At 70.4% G+C, this 25,780-nt stretch carries 25 protein-coding genes; 8 read left to right on the top strand and 17 right to left on the bottom strand.

Translation table 11 applies throughout. The features are described from left to right. The first annotated feature begins 62 nt into the window (after positions 1-62). Entirely contained in the window at positions 63-1,238 is a 1,176-nt protein-coding gene (locus OH146_RS07405) for a glycosyltransferase family 9 protein (protein WP_265159015.1), read from the top strand. Here OH146_RS07405 and OH146_RS07400 read toward each other — a convergent pair. From OH146_RS07400 to OH146_RS07370, 7 genes are read right to left on the bottom strand one after another with little or no spacing between them, the layout of a single operon-like run. Further along, complete coding sequence (locus tag OH146_RS07400) at positions 1,204-1,905, bottom strand: SDR family oxidoreductase (protein WP_265158999.1); 702 nt, start codon at positions 1,903-1,905, stop codon at positions 1,204-1,206. The genes OH146_RS07405 and OH146_RS07400 overlap by 35 nt on opposite strands. A 41-nt stretch (positions 1,906-1,946) precedes the next feature. Beyond that, positions 1,947-3,311, bottom strand: coding sequence for a PfkB family carbohydrate kinase (locus tag OH146_RS07395; RefSeq protein ID WP_265158997.1), 1,365 nt, complete (start codon positions 3,309-3,311; stop codon positions 1,947-1,949). Beyond that, on the bottom strand, positions 3,311-3,946 hold the full coding sequence (locus tag OH146_RS07390; RefSeq protein ID WP_265158995.1) for a D-sedoheptulose-7-phosphate isomerase: 636 nt from the start codon (positions 3,944-3,946) through the stop codon (positions 3,311-3,313). The genes OH146_RS07395 and OH146_RS07390 overlap by 1 nt, the downstream gene beginning before the upstream one ends. Next, positions 3,943-5,211 (bottom strand): glycosyltransferase, encoded by a 1,269-nt coding sequence (locus OH146_RS07385; protein WP_265158993.1) that lies wholly within the window; start codon positions 5,209-5,211, stop codon positions 3,943-3,945. Before OH146_RS07385 ends, OH146_RS07390 begins: the two co-directional genes overlap by 4 nt. Continuing rightward, complete coding sequence (locus OH146_RS07380) at positions 5,208-6,227, bottom strand: glycosyltransferase (protein ID WP_265158992.1); 1,020 nt, start codon at positions 6,225-6,227, stop codon at positions 5,208-5,210. Before OH146_RS07380 ends, OH146_RS07385 begins: the two co-directional genes overlap by 4 nt. After that, positions 6,224-7,288 (bottom strand): glycosyltransferase family 9 protein, encoded by a 1,065-nt coding sequence (locus OH146_RS07375; RefSeq protein ID WP_265158990.1) that lies wholly within the window; start codon positions 7,286-7,288, stop codon positions 6,224-6,226. The genes OH146_RS07380 and OH146_RS07375 overlap by 4 nt, the downstream gene beginning before the upstream one ends. Then, on the bottom strand, positions 7,285-7,857 hold the full coding sequence (locus OH146_RS07370) for a D-glycero-alpha-D-manno-heptose-1,7-bisphosphate 7-phosphatase (protein WP_265158988.1): 573 nt from the start codon (positions 7,855-7,857) through the stop codon (positions 7,285-7,287). The genes OH146_RS07375 and OH146_RS07370 overlap by 4 nt, the downstream gene beginning before the upstream one ends. Before the next feature lie 67 nt (positions 7,858-7,924). Here OH146_RS07370 and OH146_RS07365 point away from each other — a divergent pair, with 67 nt between their 5' ends. Genes OH146_RS07365 through OH146_RS07355 form a run of 3 tightly spaced genes read left to right on the top strand, consistent with a single transcriptional unit; the run spans position 7,925 to position 9,811 of the window. Further along, positions 7,925-8,941, top strand: coding sequence for a glycosyltransferase family 9 protein (locus OH146_RS07365; RefSeq protein ID WP_265158986.1), 1,017 nt, complete (start codon positions 7,925-7,927; stop codon positions 8,939-8,941). Continuing rightward, positions 8,938-9,627 (top strand): histidine phosphatase family protein, encoded by a 690-nt coding sequence (locus OH146_RS07360; RefSeq protein ID WP_265158983.1) that lies wholly within the window; start codon positions 8,938-8,940, stop codon positions 9,625-9,627. The genes OH146_RS07365 and OH146_RS07360 overlap by 4 nt, the downstream gene beginning before the upstream one ends. Then, the gene (locus OH146_RS07355) at positions 9,620-9,811 is read left to right on the top strand and encodes a DUF2795 domain-containing protein (protein WP_265158981.1); all 192 of its coding nucleotides are present in this window, start codon (positions 9,620-9,622) and stop codon (positions 9,809-9,811) included. Before OH146_RS07360 ends, OH146_RS07355 begins: the two co-directional genes overlap by 8 nt. Before the next feature lie 21 nt (positions 9,812-9,832). Here OH146_RS07355 and OH146_RS07350 read toward each other — a convergent pair whose 3' ends face one another. After that, positions 9,833-10,624 (bottom strand): sigma-70 family RNA polymerase sigma factor, encoded by a 792-nt coding sequence (locus OH146_RS07350; protein ID WP_265158979.1) that lies wholly within the window; start codon positions 10,622-10,624, stop codon positions 9,833-9,835. 320 nt (positions 10,625-10,944) lie between these two features. Between OH146_RS07350 and OH146_RS07345 the strand changes: the two genes are divergently transcribed. After that, positions 10,945-12,999 carry an acyltransferase family protein gene (locus OH146_RS07345; protein WP_265158976.1) on the top strand — a complete coding sequence of 685 codons (2,055 nt, stop codon included), beginning with the start codon at positions 10,945-10,947 and terminating at the stop codon, positions 12,997-12,999. Positions 13,000-13,016: 17 nt separating this feature from the next. Here OH146_RS07345 and OH146_RS07340 read toward each other — a convergent pair whose 3' ends face one another. The 8 genes from OH146_RS07340 to acs all read right to left on the bottom strand — a co-directional run bounded on the left by OH146_RS07340 (position 13,017) and on the right by acs (position 22,181). Continuing rightward, a complete protein-coding gene (locus OH146_RS07340; protein WP_265158974.1) occupies positions 13,017-14,060 on the bottom strand; it encodes a threonine aldolase family protein in 1,044 nt (347 codons plus the stop codon). A gap of 127 nt (positions 14,061-14,187) precedes the next feature. After that, entirely contained in the window at positions 14,188-15,300 is a 1,113-nt protein-coding gene (locus OH146_RS07335; RefSeq protein WP_265158972.1) for an ABC transporter permease, read from the bottom strand. Beyond that, on the bottom strand, positions 15,297-16,181 hold the full coding sequence (locus OH146_RS07330; RefSeq protein WP_265158970.1) for an ABC transporter ATP-binding protein: 885 nt from the start codon (positions 16,179-16,181) through the stop codon (positions 15,297-15,299). The genes OH146_RS07335 and OH146_RS07330 overlap by 4 nt, the downstream gene beginning before the upstream one ends. Positions 16,182-16,377: 196 nt before the next feature. Next, complete coding sequence (locus tag OH146_RS07325) at positions 16,378-17,037, bottom strand: response regulator (RefSeq protein ID WP_265158967.1); 660 nt, start codon at positions 17,035-17,037, stop codon at positions 16,378-16,380. Next, positions 17,034-18,347, bottom strand: a complete 1,314-nt coding sequence (locus OH146_RS07320; protein ID WP_265158966.1) for a sensor histidine kinase — start codon at positions 18,345-18,347, stop codon at positions 17,034-17,036. Before OH146_RS07320 ends, OH146_RS07325 begins: the two co-directional genes overlap by 4 nt. 334 nt (positions 18,348-18,681) lie before the next feature. Continuing rightward, positions 18,682-19,497, bottom strand: a complete 816-nt coding sequence (locus OH146_RS07315; RefSeq protein ID WP_265158965.1) for an alpha/beta fold hydrolase — start codon at positions 19,495-19,497, stop codon at positions 18,682-18,684. A gap of 41 nt (positions 19,498-19,538) precedes the next feature. After that, the gene (locus tag OH146_RS13925) at positions 19,539-20,177 is read right to left on the bottom strand and encodes a GntR family transcriptional regulator (protein WP_265158964.1); all 639 of its coding nucleotides are present in this window, start codon (positions 20,175-20,177) and stop codon (positions 19,539-19,541) included. A gap of 9 nt (positions 20,178-20,186) precedes the next feature. Continuing rightward, entirely contained in the window at positions 20,187-22,181 is a 1,995-nt protein-coding gene (gene acs / locus OH146_RS07305; RefSeq protein WP_265160694.1) for an acetate--CoA ligase, read from the bottom strand. Between the two features lie 280 nt (positions 22,182-22,461). On the opposite strand from acs, the gene OH146_RS07300 reads away from it, so the two are divergent. The 3 genes from OH146_RS07300 to OH146_RS07290 are packed head-to-tail and all read left to right on the top strand — an operon-like array spanning position 22,462 to position 24,531. Further along, positions 22,462-23,262: an acyl-CoA thioesterase gene (locus OH146_RS07300; protein ID WP_265158962.1), complete on the top strand. Its 801-nt coding sequence runs from the start codon at positions 22,462-22,464 to the stop codon at positions 23,260-23,262. A 55-nt stretch (positions 23,263-23,317) separates the two neighbouring features. Further along, on the top strand, positions 23,318-23,704 hold the full coding sequence (locus OH146_RS07295) for a hypothetical protein (RefSeq protein WP_265158960.1): 387 nt from the start codon (positions 23,318-23,320) through the stop codon (positions 23,702-23,704). After that, a complete protein-coding gene (locus tag OH146_RS07290; protein ID WP_265158958.1) occupies positions 23,701-24,531 on the top strand; it encodes an alpha/beta fold hydrolase in 831 nt (276 codons plus the stop codon). The genes OH146_RS07295 and OH146_RS07290 overlap by 4 nt, the downstream gene beginning before the upstream one ends. 121 nt (positions 24,532-24,652) lie before the next feature. On the opposite strand, the gene OH146_RS07285 is transcribed toward OH146_RS07290, so the two are convergent. Next, the gene (locus OH146_RS07285; RefSeq protein WP_265158957.1) at positions 24,653-25,669 is read right to left on the bottom strand and encodes a zinc-binding dehydrogenase; all 1,017 of its coding nucleotides are present in this window, start codon (positions 25,667-25,669) and stop codon (positions 24,653-24,655) included. Between the last annotated feature and the right edge of the window lie 111 nt (positions 25,670-25,780).

The following is a 25,780-nucleotide window of genomic DNA, read 5'->3' as shown; positions in this document are numbered from 1 at the left end:
CGTGTTTTGGCGGGGCTCGTATTGGGAACTGTCATGAGCAGGCAAGGCGAGGAGGTCAAGAGATGTCGCAGCACGACTCGACCGCGGTGGCGGACGTGGGGCGCCCGCATCTGCGTCCCCCCATCGAACGACTGAGCCTGGGGGAGCTGGGCGAACCCTTCGAGGAGGTCCGCAGCATCGCGGTGCTGAGAGGGGGCGGACTGGGCGACTTCCTGTTCTCGCTCGCGGCGATCGAGTCTCTCGCGGCCGCATACCCGGCCGCACGCATCACCCTGCTGGGCACGCCCCTTCATGCGGCGCTACTGCAGGGCAGGCCGGGCGTGATCGATGAGGTCGAGGTTCTCCCCGTGAGCCGCGGGGTGCGCGATGTGCCGGGAAGCGCTGAGGACGAGCTGGAGACCACCCGGTTCCTGGACCGGATGCGCCGGCGCCGCTTCGACCTCGCGGTGCAGCTGCACGGCGGGGGCCGCTACTCCAACCCCTTCCTACTGCGGCTCGGCGCTCGTCACACGGTCGGCACCCGCACCCCGGATGCGGCCGGCCTCGAGCGCGATCTGCCCTACGTCTATTACCAGCACGAGATGCTGCGCGCGCTCGAGGTGGTCGGCCTCGCGGGGGCCGCGCCCGTGCGCCTGGAACCTCGCATCCACGTCACGCATGAGGAACGGACTGCGGCCGCGCGCCACATCGATGCCGAAGCGCCGCTCGTGCTGCTGCATCCGGGGGCGACCGACCCCCGCCGTCGCTGGCCGAACGCGAACTTCGCTGAAGTGGCGGGCCGGCTTGCGGGTGAGGGTGCCCAGGTGGTCGTCATCGGCGACGAGACGGATGCTGCGTCCGCCCGCGAGATCGTCGAGCTCGCAGCATCCAGCAGGGTCTCGTCTCTCGCGGGCGAGCTCCCGCTGGGCGAGGCCGCGGGGCTCATGTCACTCGCCGACGTTCTGGTTGGTAATGACAGCGGGCCGCGACACCTCGCGCAGGCCGTCGGCACGAGCACGGTGGGGATCTACTGGTTCCCCAACCTGATCAATGCCGGCCCGCTGGGGCGGGCGGACCACCGCCCACACGTCGCCTGGACGATGGCCTGCCCCACCTGCGGGCGCGATGTCACGCAGGTGGGGTGGACGGCGGAGCGCTGCGAGCACGACGACTCCTTCGTCGCGGATGTCGCGCCGGAGCCGGTCGCCGCCGACGCGGCCGACCTCATGGCCAGGAGTCTTCTTCGGCGTGGCAGATGACGAGTTCGCGCACCTCGCTCGTCTCGGGCTGCGAGAGCGCGAACATGACGGCGTTGGCGACGAGCGCGGGGTCATTGAGGCGTGAGTCGTCCTGCGGCTTGTACTTCTCGTCGCGGTCGTCGAAGAACTTGGTCTTCATGCCAGAGGGCACGAGCGTCGTGACGCCGATCTCGCCCTTCGTCTCGGCCGCGAGTGCGCGGCTGAAGCCGAGCACGCCGAACTTCGACGCGCAGTAGGCGGTCGCATCCGCCACCGCCTTGAGGGCGAGCGAGGATGCCACGGTCACGACCCTCCCGTGGGAGCTGTGCAGCGCGGGCAGGGCCGCCCGCACGACCGCGACGGTGCCGAGCAGGTTGACCTGCACGACCTTCTCCCACTCCTCTGCTGGCACATCGCTGAGGCGGCCGCACCGGTCGATTCCCGCGGCGGTGACGACAGCATCCAGCCCGCCGTCGGCGGCGATCTCACCCACGAGCCGTTCGACGGTTCTCGTGTCGGAGACGTCGACCTCGTGCGCCTCGACGCCCGAGACGTGCTCGATCGAGCGGTCGAGCACGATGGGCGTGCCGCCCGCGTCGCGCACGGCGTCGACGACGGCCGCCCCGAGTCCGGAGGCGCCGCCCGTGATGAGGACGCGGCCGATGGGTCGTGTGGTGGGAGCAGACATGAATGTCCTTCCTGCGCTGTCGCGCGGGTCGTTGATGGTGGTCAGCTGACTTTGGCGATCGCGTCGGCGAGGGCCGACGACGAACGCCCGGGGTGGAACGGCACCGTGACGGCGCGGCCACCCCATTCGGCGAGCACGGCGGCCTCTGGTAGGTCGGCGGCGACGTAGTCCCCGCCCTTGACCCACAGCTCGGGTTCGATCTGCCGCAGCACCGCCTCTGGGGTGTCTTCGTCGAAGACGATGACGGCATCGACGCATTCGAGGGCGAGCAGCAGGTCGACGCGGTCGGCCTCGCTCATGATGGGTCGCGTCGGGCCCTTCAGCCGCCGCACAGAGTCGTCGGAGTTGAGGCAGACGATGAGGCAGTCGCCGAGGGCGCGGGCGGCCGAGAGGGCGTGGGCGTGTCCCGCATGCAGGAGGTCGAAGCATCCGCCGGTCGCGACGACGGTGCCCCCCGTCTGCCGGGCTTCGCGGGCGACCGTCAGCGCCGTCACGGCGTCACGCGGGAGGGGCGTCGGCGTCGGTGGGGCGGCGAGTGCCGCAACGCCGCCCGCTGCAAGGTAGGCGCTCGCGTCGGCGACGGCCCCGCGCAGCGCCTCGGGCAGGCCGCTGCCCCGGCCGAGGGCCACCGCGAGGGATGCCGCGAGCCGGTCGCCCGCGCCGCACGGGTCTTCGGCCCGCACCCTGGGGGCGGAGACGACGAGCGGCACAGCCCCCGTGCCCTCGCTGAGGAGGGCGCCGCGTGCCCCGAGGGTCACAGCGACGCTGTGGCAGCCCCAGCGACGCACGAGTTCCTCGGCCGCCGCGGCCGCTCCTGGGACGTCGTCGGTCGCGACTCCCGTGGCGCGGGCCGCCTCGCTGCTGTTGGGCGTCACGACGCGCGTCGACGGAACGGGTGTCGCCCCGCGCGGGTGCGGGTCCCACACGAGGGGCACGCGCCGACCGGCCGCGTCGAGTGCCCGCCGCAGCTCGGCGTTCTCGCTCAGGCGGCGACCGTAGTCGGCGACGATGATGGCGGAGCCCTGCCCGACGGCGTCGAGCATGGCGGGGTTCACCCGCGGCACGTCGACGGGCGCGCAACCCTCATCGATGCGGGCAATCGGATGCCCATCCGCACGCAGCCGCGTCTTGACGGGGGTCGGCGCTCCGCTCGTCGCCGCCACAACGGTCACGTCAGCGAGTGCGGCGCGGATCTCCTGCCCCGGCGCATCCTCGCCCAGCACGGTCACGAGGGTGACGTCGTGTCCGTCGCGGGCGAGCATGGCGGCCACGAGTCCGGCCCCGCCGGGGCGACGGATGCTCGAACCCACGTCGACGACGGGCACGGGCCCGTCGGGGCTGAAGCGCTCGGCTGAGCCGACGAGGTCGACGTCGAGGAGCACGTCCCCCACCACCGTGATGCGCATCAGGCCCTCCCGTCGAGCACGGCGATCTGCCGGTCGAAGGCCCGGCAGAGGGAGTGCACGGCCACGAGCTGCGCCTCCTGCACGTTGGCGGAGGGCCCCTGCAGGGCGATGTGGTCGTCGCACTCGAGGGTCAGCGGGTTGGGGCCGGCGCCCGTGAGCGCCCAGGTGGTGACGCGGGCGGCGCGGGCTGCACGGGCGGCCTTCAGCAGGTTGGGGCTCTTGCCGCTCGTCGACAGCAGCACGAGCACGTCGCCCGGCCGCGCGTGCGCCTCGATCTGGCGGGCGAAGACCTCGTCATAGCCGTAGTCGTTGCCGATCGCGGTGACGCTCGAGGTGTCGGCGTGCAGGGCGATGGCGGAGAAGGCGCGGCGCTCGCCGTCGAAGCGCCCGACGATTTCGGCCGTCAGGTGCTGGGCTTCTGCGGCCGAACCGCCGTTGCCGGCGGCGAAGGCCCGGGCGCCCCCGTGCAGCCTGTGCGCCAGCTCGGTGCCCCAGCGGGCGAGCTGGGGCGCGTGCAGGTGCAGGGCGTCGAGCACGGGTCGAAGCGCGTCGATGTGGGTCTCGATGACCTCGTAGTCGCTCTCCCGGGCGCGGGCCGGGGCGCTTACGGAGGGGGCAAGCCATTCCGTCGTCATCGGGACACCCCCTCGACCGTGCCGCGGGCGCTGCGGGAGCTGGCCCCGCGGGCCCGGGCGATCGTGCGGCGGTAGGAGCGTTCCGTGTCTGCCGCGATCTGGTCCCACGCGTAGCGGGCCTCGATGCGCTCGCGCCCGGCCCGCCCGAGCGTGCGCCGCAGGTCCTCGTCGGAGAGCAGTGCGGCAAGAGCATCCGCGATCCCGGCGCTGTCGCGCGGGGGAACGTGGATGCCCGTGCCGCCATCCACGACCGTGTCGATGAGTCCCCCGACGGAGCTCGCGACGACGGGCACGCCGCTCGCCATGGCCTCGAGCGGCACGATTCCGAAGGGCTCGTACCAGGGGGTGCACGCGACGACGTCGGCGGAACGGTAGACGGCGGGGAGGGCATCCAGCCCCAGCTGGCCCCGGATGTGCACGCGATCCTCGACGCCGAGTTCGCGCGCCTTGGCGCTCAGGCGCTGCACCTCGGGGTCGTCGCGCAGGCTGTCGGCGCTGCCGGAACCGCCGACGATGACGAGTTCGACGTCCTGCGCCGTGTCGGCGACGAGTCGCGCCATCGCCTCGATCACGAGGTCGACGCCCTTGCGCTGCACGAGGCGACCGACCGTGACGATGCGGAAGGTTCGCCCCTTCGACTCTGCCGGGCCCTCGGGGGAGAAGAGGGAGAGGTCCACGCCGCAGGGCACGACGTAGATCCCCGTCGAGGGCACACCAAGTGCCTTGAGCTCGAACGCCTCGTCCGAGCAGGTCGCGATGACGCTGTCCGCGCTGCGGCCTACCCACGGTTCGAGCCATTCGCGCTCGGGCGGGCTCGTGTCCTGCAGGCCCTGGTGGCGGCGCTTGACGGCGCCCAGCGCGTGGAAGGTCTGGGTCACGGGGATGCTGCGTTCCGCCGCGATACTGCCGGCCGCTCGCAGCGCGGCGAGCCCCGACATCCAGAAGTGCCCGTGCACGATGTCGGGCGGGTTCTGGGCCCAGTCGGCCGCGACGCCGTCGCCGAGCGCCTCCATGTAGGGCAGAAGCTCGTCCTTGAGGATGTGTCGCTCCGGGCCGGCCGTGATGTGCACGACCTCGACACCGGGTGCAAAGGTGACCCGGTCGGCGAGCGCGGGGTCGTCTCTTCGCGTGTACACGGTGACGCTGTGTCCGCGTCGAGCGAGAGCGCTCGACAGTGCTGCGACGTGCACGTTCTGCCCGCCCGCGTCCACGCCGCCCAGCGTGGCCAGCGGGCTCGCGTGCTCCGAAATCATCGCGATCCTCATGGCGTCACCCTTTCCTTCAGCCGCGACTGCGGCATCGCTGAGCCGGCAGGCGTTCTGCCTCCGACTACGTCATCCAGCGCGTCATCCCAGTCCTGCAAGAAGCGCGCGAGCCCGTAGCGTTCGAGCGCGACCTCCCGCGCGACCCGTCCTCGTGCCCGCGCCTCGTCGGGGTCCTCGATGAGGCGGCGCGCCTCGCGCACGAGCGCGTCGACGTCGCTCGAAATCGCGCCCGCCTCGGGTGGCACCGCGCGGGCCGCCTCTGTTGTGTCGAGTACGACCACGGGCATCCCCAGGTGCATCGCCTCGAGCAGGCTCAGCCCGAGTGAGGTCCAGCGCAGGGGGTGCAGGTAGACGCGGCTGAGCGCGAGTTCGCCGTGCAGGCGCCGAGTCGGCAGGTTGCCCCCGAGGATCAGCCGGTCCTCGCCCAGACCGGTCGCTTCGGGCAGCAGTTCGGTCGCGATGCCGTATGCCTCGATGGGGGCGGCCTCCGCGAACTGGGCGAGCAGGTCGGTGCCCGTGACTCGCCACCGGCGCACCGGCTCGTTGACGACCGTCGCGAGGTGGGGGCGCTCGCCGCGATAGAGCAGCCCGGGGTCTCGGATGCCGTGCTCGATCACGAGCGTGCGCGCATCTCCCGAGTCCCACATGAGGCGGTTGAAGTGCGTCACATGCGCGATGGGGATGTCGCCGCGGTCGCCGAGCGGGTGGCGCTCGTTGGGCACCGCCCCCTTTGGAGTGTTGTGTTCCACGAAGATCGCGGGGATGTCGCGGCCCGGGCTCCGCCCCAGCAGGCGCTCAACCTCGGCGATCTCCTCCGGCCGCTGCAGCACGACGACATCGACGTCCTCGGCCCAGGGCTCCGCGTCGCTCACCTCGCGCACGCCGGAGGGCCACGGCTCGCCCGTGCCTCCGCGGCCCGTTCCCGAGCCGGGCCTGGTCGGCAGCAGGTAGTCGTGTCCGCCGCGCACGAACGCGTCCATCCAGCCGCCGTGCACATGCCACACCATGACTCTCATCGGGCCACCTCCTCGACCATCGGATGACGGGGTTTCGCAGCATCCGCTGCCATGAGTCGTTCGCACGCCGCGAGGGCGTCCTCCGCCGTGACGGAGGAGAGGCACGGATGCCCGGGCACGGGGCATACGCGAGCCCGCGAGCCCGCGCATGCCGCGCCCTGGTCGCCCAGCAGCTCGACGCGCGTGCGGTAGGGAGCCCAACGGACGGCGGGCACGACGGGGGAGAAGAGGCTCACGATGGGGGCGCCGACGGCGGCGGCGAGGTGCGCGGGGCCCGTGTTGCCGGTCACGACGACGCGAGCGCGTCGCAGCACATCGGCGAGCACCGGCAGTTTCGTGCGCCCGCCCAGGTCGAGGCCGTGCTCGCCCGCGACGAAGCGTGTGAGTTCCCGCTCGGCGGGCGCGCCCGTGACGACGACACGATGCCCCTGTTCGGCGAGCAGGGCCACGAGGTCGCGGTGGTGGGTCGCAGGCCACTCGCGGGCGGGAACCGAAGCCCCCGGGTGGACGACGATGTAGGGCTCCTCGCCGACGAGCGGGGAGGCATCAGAGATGGGGTCGACAGCGAGCCTGCCGTCGTCGCCCGCGGGCAGGGTGAAGCCGCCCGCCGCCGCGATGGCGAGCGCCCGTTCCGGCTCGGGCTGGTCCTCGTCGAGGTCCTCGCCCGGCTTGAGGCGCACATCGAGGAGACTCCCTGCGAAATCCGTCGATGCGCCCACGATCCGAGGGACCCCCGCGAGTCGCAGCAGGAGCGCAAGCGGGAGCGGCGACTGGTGAAAGGAGGTGAGGATGACCGCGACATCGATCGGGGAGACGCGGGCCAGCAGGAGCTCGAGCTCGTCGAGATGCTCGCGCGTGGTATCCGGGGCGGGGTCGACGATCCACGGGCACGCCCAGGTCAGCACCGAATCGGCGCCAGGCAGCAGGTGGGCGGCGGGTGCCCCCTGCGGTCCGCACAGCATGACGACCTCGTCGGCCCCGGCGGCGACCGCGCGCACCGCGGGTCCCGCGAGGAGCACGTCACCCGCGCTGTCGAGGCGCACCACGAGGGCCCGGGTCATAGGGCGGCTCCGCTCGTCGCCGGTTGCGGCACGTCCTCGAGCAGCAGCTCGACCGCCGTCAGGATGTCGGGCGCGACGAGGGGCGCATGGGCGACCTCCTCCTCGCGCGTCACGGGGGTCGGCACGAGCAGGGATCGGGCACCCGCCGCCTGCGCGGCACCCACGTCGGCACCGATGTCGCCGATGACCGCGACCTCGTGCGGTGCGACGCCGAGGGCGCGAGCGCTCGAAAGCACCATGCCTGGGGCGGGCTTGCGGCACGAGCATCCGTCTTCTGGCGAGTGCGGGCACACCGCCCACACGTCGAAGGGACCCGCGAGGCGATCGACCACGTCGTTGACGGCGTCGACCTGCTCCCGCGTCAGCAGCCCGCGGGCGATGCCCGACTGGTTGCTGACGACGCCGACGAGGATGCCGCGCTCCCGCAGCATCCGCACCGCCTCGGCCGCACCCGGCATCAGCCGAACGCGCGCCGGGTCGCCGTTGTAGGGCACATCGACGACGAGGGTTCCGTCGCGGTCGAACAGCACCGCGCGCGGCCCCGTGCTCGCTGGCGTGGAGTAGTCCATAGCAGTGCTGTTCCCCAGCGAAAGGAGAAGTAAACGTCGGCACTGCTCGAGCCTGTGAAGACGCCGGATGCCGCGGCGCGAGCACTGCCGTCCCGTCGCCGTCGGCACTACTGCTGGTCAGGTGGAAGACTTCGGCTCCCGTGCCCCCAGGAGCGAGGTGCTCGCGCTGCGTGCCCTCAAGCTCGGGGACCTGCTCGTGGCAGTGCCTGCCATCCGCGGCATCCATCGCGCCCTTCCCGAGCATCGGCTCGTGCTGGCGGTGCCCGGCTGGCTGGAGCCGATCGTCGAACTCATCGGGGGCGTCGACGTGCTGCTTCCGACGCCCGGCCTCGACGATCCACTGCCCATCGCGCCGGGGCGTATCGATATCGCCGTCAACCTACACGGCAACGGCCCCGAGAGTCGCGGCATCATCGAGGCGCTGGGGGCCCGCCGGGTGGTGGGGCACCGCAACGAGTTGCGCGACGGACCCGAATGGGAGGACGGCGTGCTCGAGCGCTACCGCTGGGCGCGGCTCGTGACCGCGCACGGGATGCCCGCGGATCCCGAGGACGTGCTGCTGCTCCCCCCGGCCGCGCCCGCCGTCATCGCCCACGCGACGGTCGTGCACGTGGGCGCCTTCTACGGCTCGCGCGAGTGGCCGGTCGAGCGCTTCGCGGCCGTCGCCTCAGCCCTCGACGCGCTCGGGCATCGCGTCGTCTTCACGGGCAGCGGGGCGGAACGGGCACGCGCAGAGCACGCGGCATCCCTCGCGGGGCTCCCCGACTCCACCGTGCTCGCGGGCACTCTCGCCCTCGACGAGTTCGCGGCGCTCATCCGTGAGGCCCGCCTCGTCGTCTCGGCGGACACGGGTGCCGCACACCTCGCCTCGGCCTACCGCACCCCCTCGGTCGTGCTCTTCGGCCCCGCCCCCGTCGAGGAGTGGGGCCCGCCCGCCGACGGCCCACACGTGACCCTGACCGATGCACGTGTGCGTCGGGGTGACGCCTTCGCGGCCGAGCCCGACCCGGCCATCCTCGCCGTCACAGTCGACGATGTTCTCGGCGCGGTCGCCCGCCTCGAATCCCGGGTCGCGACGGGATGAGCGGCACCGCCCGCCTGCTCCTCGTGCGCCACGGCATCACCGCCTGGAACCTCGAAGGCCGCTACACGAGCAGGAGCGACGTCGCCCTGCACGCCGACGCCCACGAAGCCCTTGACGCGACGGCCGCCCTTCTTCGCGGCGAGCGCATCGACCGCGTGCTGAGCAGCCCCCTTCGCCGCTGTGTCGAGACGGCCGAGTTCCTCCGGGCGCGCGGCGACATCGCCGCGCCCCTCGAACTGCTCGACGACCTGCGCGAGATGGACTTCGGCGAATTCGAGGGCCGCAGCCGAGCCGAACTCGCGGCCAGTCATCTCGCGGAGGCCTACGAGCACTGGATGCGCGTGCACGACGACTTCCCCACGGCCCCCGGCGGTGAGGCATGGGCGGATGTCTCGGCTCGGGCCGCCCGGGTGCTCGCGCATGCGCACACCGGGACCACCCTCGTCGTCTCGCACGGTTACCTGCTTCGCACCCTCATCGTGACGGCGCTCGCCGATCGACCATCGGGCGCGACGCGGGAGATCCTCCTGGGCAACGGCGGCGTCACGGAGCTCCGCGTGGGCAGCTCGGGATCATGGGAACTCGTCTCGCACGATGTCGGCGGGGTGTTCCCCGAGCGTTTGAGACACGCGGAGATGGGGAACAGCACGGGTACGAATCCCAGAGGAGGAGGCAGCAATGGCTGACAGCCCCAACCCCATTCAGGTGCAGAAGTACCTGGGCGGCATCGACTACCCCGCGAGCAAGGACGACATCGTGAGCGCGGCCGAAGCGGCGGGAGCCGACGAGGACGTCCTCGGCGCCCTCCGCAACATCGACGACAAGCAGTACGACGCACCTACTGCCGTGAGCGAGCAGCTGGGCAGCTGAGCCGCGCGCTGGCGGCGGCCGTCAGGCGGTCGCCGCCAGCGGGGGCGACAGCCGCTCGCGTAGCTCACCCAGAATGCGCCGGATGAGCCGCGAGACCTGCATCTGGGTCACGCCCAGCTCGGTCGCGATCTCCTGCTGAGTGTGGTTCTCGAAGAATCGGAGCCACAGGATGCGGCGGTCGCGAAGGGAGAGGGCCCGGCACGCGGCAAGCACCTCGACCGAGACATCCGCCGACTCGAACTGGAGGTCATCGAATGCCACCAGATCCCCGACCGTGGAGTTGCCGTCGGCCGCGGGGTGGTCGAGGGACGCCGGCCGCAGGCTCTCCTGCGAGGCGAGCGCCTCCCGCACCCGGTCGTGCGGCTGCGAGAGCTCGTCAGCGATCTCGCGCGACGAAGGGATGCGCCCCAGCTTCTGGGCGAGTGCCGGTAGCGCGCGCGTGATGCTTGCGTGTAGCTCCTGCACGTGACGCGGCGGCCGCACGAACCACCCGTTGTCGCGGAGGTGACGCTTGATCTCACCCGAGATGGTGGGCACGGCGAAGGAGACGAAGTCGTCACCCTTGTCGGCGTCGAAGCGCTGCGCCGCCTTCACAAGGCCGAGGTAGGCGACCTGGCGAATGTCCGACCAGTCCTGCGTGCCGCGGGAGTAGCGGCGGGCGATCGTCTCGGCCAGGTCGAGGTGATCGACGACGACGGCGTGGCACAGGCGCGCGCGGCTTTCCGTCGCGGTGTTGCCGAGGCCGGCGTCGGCATAGCGGGCGAGGGTGCGCTCGCGGCGAGCGGAGCGTTCCTTGAGCAGAGCTGCATTCATGAGCATCTCCTTCGGGTCGAGCGGGGGACGCCAGCCAGCGCCCACTTCTCGAAGAGAAGTAGTGCTTCTCGGGCAGAACAAGTGCTTGAACTTGCAGGAGAAGTGGCGTAGAAGTACCCCGTTTGGGGGTGATATCGCGCGTCCAGCCGGTCATGGTTCGGCAAAAGGGCTGATCAGGACGTGCTCGCGCTGAAAGGCGCGGTAGGGGCGCGCGCCGAGCACGGCGTGATCGACGAGAAGACTCCCACCGCGCGCACAGCTTCTCCGTCACGGCCCCGTCGCCACTGCGGCGTCGCACCACGCTGATACCCTTTCTCCCGATGACGCACACACTCGCCGAGCGCCGGCGTCGACTCCCGGTCGCGGCGAGGCACTTCGAGCCCCACATTCAGGGCCTCCGCGCGGTCGCCGTGCTCCTCGTCGTGGTCTTCCACTTCTGGCCCGGCCGCCTCTCGGGCGGGTTCATCGGCGTCGACATCTTCTTCGTCATCTCGGGCTTCCTCATCACGGCGCACCTCGTGCGGGAGCTGACGGATACGCAGCGCATCAACCTGCCGCAGTTCTGGAGCCGACGCATCCGCCGCCTGCTGCCCGCATCGATCGCGGTGCTGCTCTTCTGCTCGGTCGCGACGCTGCTCGTGCTGCCCCTGAGCGGGCTCGGCGACACGGTGCGCGAGATTCTTGCGAGCACCTTCTACATCGAGAACTGGGTGCTCGCGGCAAACTCCGTCGACTACCTGGCCGCCGAGAACGACCCCACCATGGCGCAGCACTACTGGACGCTGTCGCTCGAGGAGCAGTTCTACGTGCTCTGGCCGCTGCTGCTGCTCGCGGGAGTCAGCCTCGGCGCCAAGTTCCTCACGCAGAAGCGCACGGCCGCGCTCGTCACGACCGTCATCGTCGTCTCGGCGCTCTCCCTGGTCTTCTCCGTCGTCTACACGGCACTCGAGCCCGCCCCCGCATTCTTCGTGACCTTCACCCGCATGTGGGAGTTCGGGGCGGGCGCCCTCCTCGCCCTTCTCCCGGCGCTGAGACCCCGCAGCGTGTGGGCCAACGCCGTGCTGGGCTACGGCGGGCTCCTCGTGATCCTCGTCACCGCCTACCTCTACGGCCCGTCGACGCCCTTCCCCGGCTACATGGCGATCCTGCCCGTGTTCGCGGCCGTCGCCGTGATCGCCGCCCGCCGCTCAGAGCGCTGGTGGGAGGCGGGCAGCATCCTGAGCCTCCGACCCGCCCGCTTCATCGGCGACATCTCCTACTCTCTCTACCTGTGGCACTGGCCGCTCGTCGTCATCGCCCCCTATGTGCCCGGGTGGGGACTCACGACGGCGCACCGACTCACGCTCTTTGTGCTCTGCTTCGTGCTCGCATGGCTCACCAAGAAGTTCGTCGAGGATCCGGGCCGCCAGTGGCGCTACCTCACCCGACGGCGCCCCCGCGTCACGGCGGCCTTCGCGGTCGTGCTCATGGCCGTCTCGGCGGCCTTCGCCGGTGTCGCCTACCTCGTCAACCAGCCGCGCTACGAGGCGGCCGCGGCGGAGCTCCAGGCCATCCGTGAGGACTTCCCCGAATGCTTCGGTGCGCTGTCGCTAGGCGGCTGCGACAACCCCGAACTCGAGGGGCTCATCGTGCCGAGCCCCGGCTTCGGCAACGCCGACTCCCCCGAGCACGAGGAATGCTTCGTGCAGCTCAACAACTCGGAGCTGGTTGCCTGTGAGTTCGGCAGCGAGGCCGCGGATGCTCCCCGCGTCGCCCTCATCGGTGACAGCCACGCGTACCAGTACATCGAGGCGATGATCACGCTCGCCGAAGAGCGCGGCTGGGCCCTCACCACGTACCTCAAGGGCGCCTGCCCGTGGAACGCCGCCGAGGTGGGCGGCCCCAGCGCCGCCTTCACCGCCTCCTGCGATGCATGGAAGCAGAATCTGCGCGCCGAGCTCGAGAGCGGCGAGCCCTTCGACGCGATCTTCACGGCCGCGCTCGCCACGACCCCCTACCCCGGTTCCGATGCGGATGCCGCGGCCGCCGGCTTCACCGAGGCGTGGGCTTGGGCGGGCGACGCCCCCATCGTCACGATCGTCGACAACCCCGACCTCAGCGACGACCCCAACAAGTGCCTGCGCCAGAACAGCATCGAGGCGTGCGCCGAGCCGCGGGACTCGGTGCTCGTGGAGGACGACCCCATCGCGATCGCGGGAGCCGAGGCATCCGAGCTGCTCGACCTCACGGAGCTCTACTGCGACGAGGAGTCATGCCACGTGGTCGTGAGCGGCGCCAACGTCTACCGTGACCAAGACCACCTGACGGTGACCTGGACGCTCAGCATGCGCGAGCTGCTGGGCGACGCGATCGAACGGGCCCTCGACCGCGGCTGACGCCGGCTAGCGGATGCTCAGCGCGCGCCGATCGCCGCAAGCACGTCATCCGCGAAGGTGTCGACGTCGGCCTCCGTCGTGTCGAATGCGGTCATCCAGCGCACCTCGCCGCGGGCCGCGTCCCAGTCGTAGAAGTGGTGTCGCTCGCGGAGGCGAGCCGCGGCATCCACCGGCAGGATCGCGAAGAGGGCGTTGGCGTCGCTTGGCTGCGTGAAGGTGACGGAGCCCTCCAGCCTGCCGCGCAGTCGCGCCGCCATCTCGTTGGCGTGCCGGGCGGAACGCAGCCACAGGTCGCCCTCCAGCAACGCCACCAGCTGCGCCGACACGAACCGCATCTTCGAGGGCAGCTGCATCGTGTACTTGCGAATGAACGGCAGACCAACGGATGCCGCGGGGTCGAGCACCACGACGGCCTCGCCGAACAGCAGCCCGTTCTTGGTGCCGCCGAAGCTCACGACGTCGATGCCCGCATCCATCGTCAGGGCACGGAGGGGAACGTCGAGGGATGCCGCGGCGTTCGCCAGGCGGGCCCCATCGAGGTGCACACGCATCCCGAGGGAGTGGGCGTGGTCGCTCACGGCGCGCAGCTCCTCGGGGGTGTAGACGGTGCCGAGCTCGGTCGCCTGCGTCACGCTCACGACTAGTGGCTGGGCGCGGTGCTCGTCGCCCCGGCCGCCCGTGTGGCGGTCGATGAGCTCGGGGGTGAGCTTGCCGTCGGGCGTGTCGACCGTGAGTAGCTTGATGCCGGAGACGCGCTCGGGGGCGGCGTTCTCATCCGTGTTGATGTGCGCCGTGCCGGCCGTGATCACGGCACCCCAGCGCGGCAGCATGCTCGTGAGGGCCACGACGTTCGCGCCCGTGCCATTGAAGACCGGCAGGGCTTCGGCGGTCTCCCCGAAGTGTTCGCGGACGACCTCCTGCAGCCGGGCCGTGTAGGCGTCGGCTCCGTACGATGACTGGTGTCCGCCGTTCGCCTCCGCGATCGCCGCGAGCAGCTCGGGGTGCACCCCCGCGTAGTTGTCGCTCGCGAAGTGCCGTTCCTGGGGGTCGTGGAGTCGCATCCGTCCAGTCTCGCAGGCGAGTGTCCGGCGGGCCCAACCGCAACAGTGCGGTGTTTTCTTCTCTGCGCTGCCGAATATTCGACCGCCCTGATGCGAAAACACCGCCCTGTCTGGCAAGGGAGGCGAGCTACCCCTTCAGCGCCTCCTTGAGCTTGACGCGGGCGCCCATCCGCAGCAGCCCGTTCTCATAGATGCGGGAGCCGACCCCGATGATGAGCAGCGTCGAGGCGATGAGGATGCCGAGCGACAGCAGCGGCTCCCACCACTCGGCCCAGCCGAGGAAGATGCGCATGGGCATCCCGACCGGGGCGGAGAACGGCACGTACGACATGATGCCGAGCACGAGCGGGTTGTCGTTGAAGAAGATCACGAGGAAGTACGGGATCATCACGAGGTACATGATCGGGGTTGTCGTCACACCCATGTCCTCCTGCCGCGAGACGAGCGCCGCCGCCGCCGCGAAGAGGGATGCGAGCAGCACGAAGCCGAACATGAAGAAGACCACGAACCACACGAGCGAGGGGCCCACATCCGCCAGCAGGATGTCCTGACCGGAGGCGAGCATCCCGATGCCGGCCGCTCCGATGATGATGACGATCTGACCGAGGGCGAGAATGCTGTTGCCGATGACCTTGCCGGCGAGCAGGGCCCGCACCGAGACGGTCGCGAGGAGGATCTCGACGATGCGGGTCTGCTTCTCCTCGACCACGCTCTGCGCGATCGCCATGCCGAAGGTGAGCGCCGACATGAGGAACACGATGCCGAAGCCGAGCGAGACGAGGTAGATGAGGAACCCGTCGGGGCCTTCCGTCTCCTCGAGCAGCACGACCTCGGGGCTCACGCTGAGAAACTGGACGACCGTGAGCGGTGCCTCATCGAGCGCGAGGATCTGGATGCCCGTGGGCGAGTCGGCGGGCACGATGGCGGCTTCGACCTCGCCGTCGCGCACGAGCTGCTCCGCCTCTTCGCCCGACTCGGCGACCGTGACATCCAGCGCCCCCGTCTGCTCGGCGACCTCGATGGCCGCGCCCACGGCGGCGACCTGCGGCAGCTCGGTGTTGCGGCTCATGATGCCGCCGATGACGACGGAGGCGAGCACGGCGAGCACGAGGATGGCGGTGCTGATGAGGAACGCCTTGCTGCGCAGCCGCATTCGGATCTCCCGGTCGGCGACCAACCAGGTGGCCGAGGTGATGCCGAGGGGGGTGATGGGGGTGTCGGGGCCGGTCGACGCGGTCACTGGATGACCTCCTTGAAGATCTGGGAGAGAGACGGATGCTTCGGGGTGAACGCCAGCACGGGGCCGGCGGCGATCGCGCTGCGGAGCACGCGCTGCGTGGTCTCCTGGGAATCGCAGTCGAAGACGGCATAGCCCCCGTCGAATTCGAGCACCTCGACCCCGGGCTCGTCGCGCAACCAGCCCAGGTCGCCCGCGACCTGCAGCTCATGCCGGTTGCCCGAATGCTGCTCGCGCAGGCCCTCCCGCGACCCGCTCGCCCGGATCGTGCCGTCGGCGATCACGACGAGGTCGTCGCAGAGACGCTCGACGATGTCGAGCTGGTGGGAGGAGAAGAGCACGGGGGCGCCCTTCGCCGCGTGGTCCTTGAGCACCCCGAGCACGACCTCGACCGCGAGGGGGTCGAGGCCCGAGAAGGGCTCGTCGAGGATGAGCACCTCCGGCTCGTGCACGAGAGCCGCCGCGATCTGCGCCCGCTGCTGGTTGCCGAGCGAGAGGCTCTCGACCGTATCGCCGGAGCGCTCGCCGAGTCCGAGACGCTCGAGCAGGGCATCCGTGTTGGCCTTCGCACGTTCGGTGCTGAGCCCGTGCAGCCGGCCGAGGTAGGTGATCTGCTCGGCCACCTTCATCTTGGGGTAGAGGCCGCGCTCCTCAGGCATGTAGCCGAAGCGGGTCCGCGCCTGGGTGCTGATGGGGGAGCCGTCGAGCGTGACGCGCCCCGAGTCTGGCGCGAGCACGCCCATCATGACGCGCATGGTCGTGGTCTTGCCGGCGCCATTGCCGCCGACGAAGCCCGTCATGCGGCCGCGGGCCACCGTGAACGAGACGTCGTGCAGCACCCGGCGCTCGCCGAAGGAGCGGGAGACTGAGTCGAGTTCGAGCATGCTTCCACGCTACGGATGCCGCGGGGTTGCAGCATCCGCCACCCGGCTGGTCTTGGCGCTCCCCCCGCAGGCGGAGCCTCGCGCCCTCGCGTACCTGCACAGCGCGGTGTTTTCTGCTCAGCGCTGCCGCGAAGACCCCAGTGTTGAGCAGAAAACACCGCGGTGATGGCCGGCGCGGCCGGGGCGGGCGGTGGCGTCAGCCCGCGAGCCCGTGCTCGTACGCGAAGATGACGGCCTGGATGCGGTCGCGCAGCCCCAGCTTCATGAGCACCTTCGAGACGTGCGTCTTGACGGTGGCCTCGCCCACATAGAGTTTGGCGGCGATCTCCGAGTTCGAGAGCCCTGCCGCGATGAGCCCGAGCACCTCGAGCTCGCGTTCGGTCAGGTCGCGCACGGCGGCCGAGTTCGTGATGGCCGCGGGCGCCGCCGGCTCGTCCCCGGCAAAGCGCGCGATGACGCGCCGCGTGACGCTCGGCGAAAGCAGAGCGTCACCGCGCGCGACGATCTGCACGGCGTCGATCAGCTCCTCCGCACGAGCGTTCTTCAGCAGGAACCCGGATGCCCCGGCCTGCAGCGCCTCGAACAGGTAGTCGTCGCGGTCGAAGGTCGTGAGGATGAGCACCCCGGCGGCGACGGATGCATCGGCCACGAGCATCCGCGTCGCCTCGAGTCCGTCCATCCCCGGCATCTGCACGTCCATGCAGATGACATCGGGTTGCAGTTCGCGCGCCCGGTCGATCGCGTCCGCGCCGCTTGCGGCCTCGCCGACAACCTCGATGCCGGGCTCGCTCTGCAGGATCGTGCGGAAGCCTGCCCGCACGAGGTCCTGGTCATCGACCAGCAGCACGCGGGTCACGCTGTGCCTCCTGCCGCGGCGACGGGCTGCGGTGCGGAGGTCCCGCCGAGCGGCACGACCGCCCGCACGAGGTAGCCGCCCCGGGTGCGCGGCCCCGTCTCGAGCGTGCCACCGACGGCGGCGAGACGCTCACGCATACCGATGTGTCCGAGACCGCCCGAGACGGATGTCGCGAGGCCCCGCCCGCGGCCCGTGTCGGTCACCTCGAGCTCAACCCTCCCGTCGATGTAGCGCAGCCGCACCTCGGCTTCGGCGCGCTCGCCGGCGTGCTTCCGCACGTTCGTGAGCGCCTCCTGCGCAACCCGGTAGAGGGTGAAACCGACCATTGTGGTTACAGGATGCTTCTCCCCGACTACCACGAGGGTGGTCGGGGTTCCGGCGGCTCGGGTCGCCTCCACGAGGTCGCCCAACTGCTCAAGGCCGCGCGTCGAGGCGGATTCCGTCGCCGCATCCGTCTCTCCCGGCCCTGCCGCGTCCGGGTCGCGAAGGGTCGTCAGCAACCGGTGAAGTTCATCGACGGCGGCGCGCGCATTGGTCTCGATGACCTCGAGCGACTCGGTTGCCTGCCCGGGGTCGCGGTCGAGCACGCGGCGCGCGGCGCCCGCCTGCACCCCCATGACGGAGACGTGGTGCGCGACGACATCGTGGAGCTCCCGCGCGATGCGCACCCGGTCGAGCGCGACCGCCTGGCGCATGCTGTGCTCGCGCTCCTCCTGCAGCTCGGCGGTGCGACGCTCCAGCTCAGCCCGCTCGCGTGCGGCGAGCCACATGTGATTGCCGAAGTACCAGGCGCCGCCGAAGTAGAGGATGTTGGTGGCGAAGTTGATGACGGCGAACGACGCGAATGCCGAGAAGACGCCACTGCGCGAGACATCCGGCAGCATCTCGGGGTCGCTCACGGTGACGATGAGGTTGACCGCGACCCAGCCGAACATGAAGACGATGATCACAAGCCGCACGATGTCGGCGCGACGCCTGCTGCGCGACCAGGCGCCGACGCTGTAGATCGCGACGAACATCGTGATCTGGGTGATCAGCGCCTCGGGCACGGCGAACTGCCCAGCCACGAAGAAGCCGGTCGAGACGACGACCGCGACGATCTCGGGATGGCGTCGGCGCAGCGCGAGCGGGAGCGTCACCGCCGCGAGGGCGAGCAGGCTGAGCCAGGGCGGCGCAGGCTCGTCGAACATTCCGACGCGCGTGTAGAGCATGGTGCTGAGCGCGGCGCCGACCGCGAGCACGAGCGCCCCCACGAGGTCGCGCTGCACGCCACGCCGATCAGGCAGCGGGCGCACCCATTCGTCAGTCATCCCCCAAGGCTAACGAGCGAGCGGATGCCGCGGCATCCGCCCCTCGGCCTAGCCCCGCCGACTGACCCAGCAGGGCTTCAACATTCAGGAAGTGCTGGCCGAAGCCGTGTTCATCATTCAGGAAGTGGGGGTGGAAACCGCTCTGCATCATTCAGGAAGGTGCAGTGAAAGAAGAGGACTGAGCGTCAGATGAGGCGGAAGAGATCGCTCACGGCCCGTAGGCAGTTCCCACTTCCTGAATCTTGAAGAGGCGAGTGAGCGCGGGTTCCTGAATGTTGAAGTGGCGAGAGCGCGCGAGTTCCTGAATGGTGAACGCGCCCGGGTGGCGGGAGGGCTACAGGTCGTGCTCCGCCAGCCAACGGCACAGCACCCGCTCGAACTCCTCGGGCTGCTCGACGCTTGGCAGGTGCGCGGCATCGGGAAAGCGGGCGCTGTCGGCCTTCGGAAGGGCCGAGAGCTGGTACTCGTAGGCGACGAGCACCTCGCTGAGGTCGTGGTCGCCCACCATGACGAGCGCGGGAACGGTCACGTCGACGAGGCGATCGTATGCGGGCGGCTCGAGTGGGATGGGGGTGGGGTTCTCGTGGATGTGCGCGAGGTTCGGCTGGTTGAGCTGGTACGCGCGCGTCACGAAGTCGGGGTCGAGACCGCCGTGGTCGCGCCGCACACCCAACGCCCACAACTCGACCTCGAGCCGGTTGAGGGTCTCCCATTCGGCCTGCTCGAATGCGACGTCCATGCGGTCGATCAGGGCATCCTCCTCCGCGGTCAACTCGGTGTCGGGGAAGCCGCTCACACCGCCGCCGATCGTGACGACCCCGGCGACCCGCGAGGGGTATTCGACTGCGAGGTCGAGTGCGATGAGCCCGCCCCGCGAGCAGCCCACGACGGTCGCTTTCTCGACGTTGACGTGGTCGAGCAGCGCGATCGCATCGGCTCGGTTGGAGAACTCGACGTCCTCCGTCTTCGTCTCGCCGAAGCCGCGGCAGTCGAATCGGATGACGTGATGGTTCTTCGCGAGCGTCGGCACGATGTCATCCCACATCCGGAGCGTCGCGATGCCCGCGTGGATCAGGAGCACCGCCGGTGCCGCGGGGTCCCCTTCGGTCTCGTAGTAGATCGAGGCCCCGTCAACGTCGAATCGTGCCATGACCCGAGGCTAGGGGTGGGCACCTGAGAAAGCCAGAGTGATCACTCCTGCGGGATGCGGATGTCGCGCAGCGCGTCGATCGCGTCGACGGCGGCCGCGGCATCCCTCGCCCGCAGCGCGTCAAGCAGCGCCCGCTGGCACCCCGCAAGCTGGGCCACGTCGATGGCCTCGGGAAGGTGGAGGCTGCCGAGCCGCACCATGTGCACGACGCCGGTGATCGAGCGAGTGAGCACCTCGTTGCCCGAGAAGGGCCGCAGTCGAGCGAAGAAGTCGAAGTTCGTGCGGGCGACGACGGCGAAGTCGCGCTTCTCCATCGCCTCGACGCACTCCTGATGGGCCGTCTCCATGTCGCCGATGGCGGCGTCATCGACGCGCGGTGTGACCTCCGCGACGAGGGCGCGGTACAGGGTCACCCAGACGGTCATCGCGTCGGCCGTCTGCTGGGGCGAGACGACGGCGACGCGCGTGAAGCGGTTGGCGGATGCCTCGATCACCCCGATATCGCGCAGCCGCTGGATCGCCTCCCTCACGGGTGTGCGCGACACCCCGAACTGGGTCGCCAGTTCACCGTCGCTGATGCGGTCGCCCGGCTGGAGGGAGCCCTCGCTGATGGCACCGAGGAGGTGGTCGTAGACGGTCGCGACTACTGCGCTCGTGGTCACTTCCGCTTCGTCGTTCACGGCGCAATATTACTGCTGGGATTGCTTCCGGCCGCGCTGCCCCGCAACTGTGCGGGCGATTGCAGCCGGCACGCTCGGATCCTGAAGCGAGGTCGTGTCGCCCAGCTCCCTCCCGTCGATGATGTCGCCGAGCAGGCGCCGCATGATCTTGCCTGAACGGGTCTTCGGCAGGTCGGCCACAACGATGATGTCCCGGGGTTTGGCGACGGGACCGATCTCGCGTGCGATGTGAGAGCGCAGAGTCGCCGCGAGATCCTCCGGCTCGACGTCGCGGGAGGGCACGACGAAGGCGACGATGGCCTCGCCCGTCGTGGCATCCGTCGCCCTCGTGACGCCCGCTTCGCCGACGAGCGGATGCGCGACCAGCGCCGACTCGATCTCGATTGTTGAGAGGCGGTGACCCGAGACGTTGATGACGTCGTCGGTGCGGCCGAGGAGCCACACGTCACCCTCCGCGTCGGCCTTCGCGCCGTCGCCTGCGAGGTAGTAGCCGCGGTCGGCGAAGCGCGCCCAGTAGGAGTCGAGGTAGCGCTGCGGGTTGCCCCAGACCGTGCGGGCCATGGCGGGCCAGGTGCCGTCGATCACGAGGTATCCGCCGGCGCCGGGTGCGACATCCGCACCGTTCTCGTCGACGATGCGAGTCGTGAGGGCGGGCAGGGCCCGGCTCGCGGAGCCGGGTTTGAGGGTCGTGACGCCGGGCAGCGGCGCCATGATGGCCGCGCCCGTCTCCGACTGCCACCACGTGTCGACGATGGGCGCGGTGCCCGCGCCGATGTGCTCGCGGAACCACATCCAGGCCTCAGGATTGATCGCCTCGCCGACAGAGCCGAGCAGGCGGATGCTCGACAGGTCGTATCCCGAAGGCCCGTCAGGGAACCACGTCATGTAGGTGCGAATGAGCGTCGGCGCCGTGTAGTACGTCGTCACACCGAGCTTCTCGATGATCTCGAAGTGGCGGCCGCGCCGCGGGGTGTCTGGCGTGCCCTCGTACATGACCTGCGTCGTGCCGTTGGAGAGCGGGCCGTAGAGGGCGTAGGTGTGCGCCGTCACCCAGGCGAGGTCGGCCGTGCACCAGTAGATGTCGTCGGGTTTGGCGTCGAAGATCGCCCAGTGGCTCCACGACGCCTGGGTGAGGTAGCCGCCGCTCGTGTGCACGAGCCCCTTCGGCTTCCCCGTTGTTCCCGAGGTGTAGATGATGAAGAGCGGATGCTCGGAGTCGAAGTATTCGGCCTCGTGCACCTCGGGCTGCCGCTCGACCACGTCGTGCCACCAGACGTCGCGACCCTCGGTCCACGGGACATCCGTCTCGCCCGTTCGCCGGACGACGAGCACATGCTCGAGGCTCTCCTGCCCGGCCGCCGCCTCATCGGACTGCGCCTTGACGGGCACGGCCTTGCCGCGGCGGAACTGTCCGTCGCTCGTCACGAGCAGTTTCGCCCCCGTGTCCTCGATGCGGAAGCGCAGCGCCTCCGCGCTGAAGCCCCCGAAGACGAGCGAGTGCACGGCGCCGACCCGGGCGATCGCGAGCGTGATGATCGCCGTCTCGGGGATCACGGGCAGGTAGACGACGACCCGGTCGCCCGGACCGATGCCGAGTTCCGTCAGGGCGTGGGCGGCCTTCGCCACCTCCCGCTGCAGGTCTGCGTAGGTGATCGTGCGGGTATCGCCCGGCTCGCCCTCGAAGTGGTACGCGACCTTGTCGCCGGCACCGGATGCCACGTGCCGGTCGACGCAGTTGACGGCGACGTTGAGGCGGCCGCCCGCGAACCACTCGGCGTTGGGGGGCTGCAGGGAGCCGTCCGGCTGCAGTGCCGGCTCCCACGTGTGTGCCGTGTGCCAGGGCTCATGCCAGTCGAGCCTGTGCGCGGCGCGCTCCCAGAACGCGATCGGGTCGACCGCGGCATCCGCCCACACGCTCTCATCGACGTTGGCCGTCGCGGCGAAGCCGGCGGGCGGCGGGAACCGGCGCGTCTCGACAAGAAGCTCACGGATGTCACTGCTCATGCTCACCGGACAACGCTACCCGCACGCCCGCCGACCCCTTCATCATGCGCGTCACACGACGCAACCTCCACCGATGCGGAGGAGATTTTGAGCCGCGCGCGGTGTGTCCCGGCCTCCGCCCGGCGCGTCGCGCAGTTTCTCCTCCCGAAGGGGTGCGGCCCGACTGCTGCGCCCCGACGGGTGCGGCCCGACTGCTGCGCCCCGACGGGTGCGGCCCGAGCGCCGCGCCCCGACGGGTGCGGCCCGAGCGCCGCCCCGCGGCATCCCATACGCTGCAGCAATGACCTCTCACCCGTTCGACGACGCCGTCGCGCTCGAGCCGCTCGGTGACGGACGCTACGCCGGCCGCACCCACCCCGCCTACGCCAACATGGTGGGCCCCTTCGGCGGGATCACGGCGGCCGTGCTGCTCCGTGCCGTCGAGCTGCACCGCGAGGTGCTGGGGTCGCCGCTCTCGCTCACCGTGAACTTCGCCGGCCCGGTCGCGGACGGGCCGTTTGAGGTCGTCGCGGAGCCTGTGCGCACGAACCGCACGACGCAGCATTGGTCGATCGCGCTCACTCAGGAGGGCGTGGTCGCGACCACCGCCACGGCCGTCTTCGGCCTCCGCCGCCCCACCTGGTCGGCCACGGAGACCCCCGCTCCCACGGCGCCCACCGCCGAGACGCTCGACCGCCAGCAGCTGCCGCCCGCGATCGTGTGGGCGCAGAACTACGAGATGCGCTTCGTCGACGGTCTGATCACGCCCGGGGCGGAGCATCCGGACTCGGTCTCAACGCTGTGGATGCGCGACTCGCCCCCGCGGCCGCTCACCTTCGCGTCGTTCGCGGCACTCTGCGACGTCTACTACCCCCGCGTCTACCTGCGGCGCGGCGAGATGAGCCCGGCGGGCACCGTGAGCCTGACGATCTACTTCCACGCCGACGCGGCGGAGGTGTCGGCCCAGGGCGAAGCGCACCTCCTCGGCTCGGCGCGGGCCCACCGCTTCTCAGAGGGCTTCTTCGACCAGACCGCGCATCTGTGGGGCCGCGACGGCGTGCTCCTCGCGACGACCCACCAACTCGTCTACTTCAAGGCATGACGGCACAACCAGAAGCATGTCGACGGCGTGCACATCGCGTCGCTAGCCGCGGGACATGACGACGCGTCCCGCCGTCCGCCTGCTGTGGATGGCCGGTTTCCTCATCGGCACCACAACACATGTCATCGACCTCGCGGTCGGAGGCCTGGGGGTCTACGCGGGCTTCCCGGCTGCCGTCCAGGTCTTCTGGATCTCGCTGACGCTGCTCGACCCGCTGATGGTGCTTCTGCTCGCCCTCGGCCGTCGCGCGGCGATACCGCTCGGGGTAGCGATCATGGTTGCGGATGTCGCGGTGAACGTGAGTGTCGCCATCGCCTACGAACTCCCGTTTGAGCCTCCCTACCCCGTGCTTCTCCAGTGTGCCTTCGGCCTCTTCGTGGTGTTCACGGCACCCTCGCTTTGGAAGCGTTTCGGCTTACGCACGCGTACAGTGTCGCCATGATGGAACGCCAGCAGGTGCGTGTCGGTGACCTCGAGTTCGACCTGCGCGTGTGGGGCCCGCGCGATGGCAGGCCCGTCGTGCTGCTCCACGGCTTCCCCGAGACGGGGCACTCCTGGGAGGGGGTTGCCGCGGCGCTCGCGGCCGACGGCTTCCGGCTGATCGCGCCTGACCAGCGCGGCTATTCGCCGGGGGCCCGCCCGGCGGAGGTGCGCGAGTACCGCGTCGACCTGCTCGCCGGGGACGTGCTAGGGATCCTCGACGCCTTCGAGATCGACTCGGCGCACGTCGTAGGGCACGACTGGGGTGCGATCGTCGCGTGGGAACTCGCGGCGAAGCATCCGGATCGTGTTCGCTCACTCGTGGCCGTGTCAGTGCCGCACCCCGCCGCCATGGTGTGGGCGTTGAAGAACGACCCGGCGCAGAAGCGGAAGTCGGCGTATATCGCGTTCTTCCGCAAGCGGCGCGTGCCGGAGCGTGTGCTGCTCGCGTTCGGTGGCGCGGCGCTCAAGCTGCTCTACGGGCGGCACGTCGACCGCGAGTCGAAGCGTGCCTACCTCGCCGTGCTGCGCGAGCCGGGCGCACTGACCGCCGCGCTCAACTGGTACCGCGCAATGAGTCGCGGCTTCGGCGAGCTGCCCGCCGTGCGCGTGCCGACCACCTACCTGTGGAGCACCAAGGATGTCGCGCTCGGCGAGACGGCGGCCCGCCGCTGCGGGCACCACGTCGAGGGGGACTACGAGTTCGAGGTGCTCGACGGCATCTCGCACTGGATCCCAGAGGAGGCACCGGAGGCGGTCGCCGCCGCCGTGCGCAAGCGCGTCGGTTAGCGACATTTTCGCCGAGTTGCCCATAAGCGTGCGTCCCGAGCGGCGCTTCGCCCGCGTTTCTGGGCAACTCGACGCGAAAGCGAGCGGTGCACCCGAAGCGCGGTCGAGGGTCAGCAGCGACTCACGGCACGAGCACCAGCCGGATCGGGTTGCCCTCCTTGTGCTCGAGCATCCGCACGGCTTCTGCGGCCTCGGCGAGGGGGATGCGCCCGCTGATGGACCGCGAGAACTCGATGCGGCCCAGCCGCGTGAGCTCCACGAGCTTGTCGACGTGCTGCGGCTCCGAACCGTAGTGACCCAGGATGCTCTTGCGCATGTGCGTGAACTTGTTGCTGTTGGCGATCGTGATGGGGGTGCCGCTGAGCCCGACGAGCACGAGTCTTCCGTCGACACCGAGTGAGGAGATCGCCTGGGCGCGCACGGCGTCGACGCCCGCGAAGTCGAAGGCGACGTCGAGACCCCGCCCGGATGTCGCGTCCCGCATCTTCTCCCGGAACTCCGGGTCGCCCGGGTCGAGCACGACGTCGGCACCGAAGTCGGCGGCTCGGGTGCGGGCCTCCTCGAGGGGGTCGATCGCGATGATGGGCGCGGCGCCCGCGAAGCGCAGCAGCTGAACGGCGTGTACTCCCAGCCCGCCCACGCCCCACACGCCGACGGCGTCTCCCGGCCGCAGCTGGGCGGTTGTCTCGATCGCTGACCAGGGCGTCGACACGGCGTCGGGGATGATGGCGCCCTGCTCGAAGGGGAGGTCGTCGGGCATCGCGACGAGGTTGTCGGCGGGGGCGACGAGGTATTCGGCCCAGCCGCCGTCGTAGTCCACCCCCATCGTGTAGACCTGCCCGTTCTTCTCGTGGCCGGCCTTGACGACGACGCGGTCGCCGGGCGCCCAGCCCGTGACATCCGCCCCCAGGGTGTCGACTGTGCCGGAGACCTCGTGGCCGAGCGTGACGACGTCGCCGTCAAGCAGTGACGGGGTCAGCAGCCCTTCGATGAGGTGAACGTCGGAGAGGCACACGCCCGCCGCGCCAACCTTCACACGCACCTCGCCCCGAGCGGGTTCGGGAACGGGCACGCGTTCGACGGAGAATTCGCGTGTGGAGATGGTGAGGCGGCCTGCGAGCATGGTGGTCTCAGTCATGCGCCCATAGTGGCGCCCGGATGCTGGGCATGGCGTGATTTCTCGGAAACCCACGGCCTCGCCCGGCCCCCACTCTCCGCAAGTTGGCCGAGCCGCTGTCTTTCCCCTGCT

The organism is Homoserinimonas sedimenticola (assembly GCF_026094475.1).
In the GTDB taxonomy this organism is placed as follows: Bacteria; Actinomycetota; Actinomycetes; order Actinomycetales; family Microbacteriaceae; genus Homoserinimonas; species Homoserinimonas sedimenticola.
Note: the sequence above shows the minus strand (reverse complement) of the source record. Positions and strands in the feature narration are given on the sequence as shown.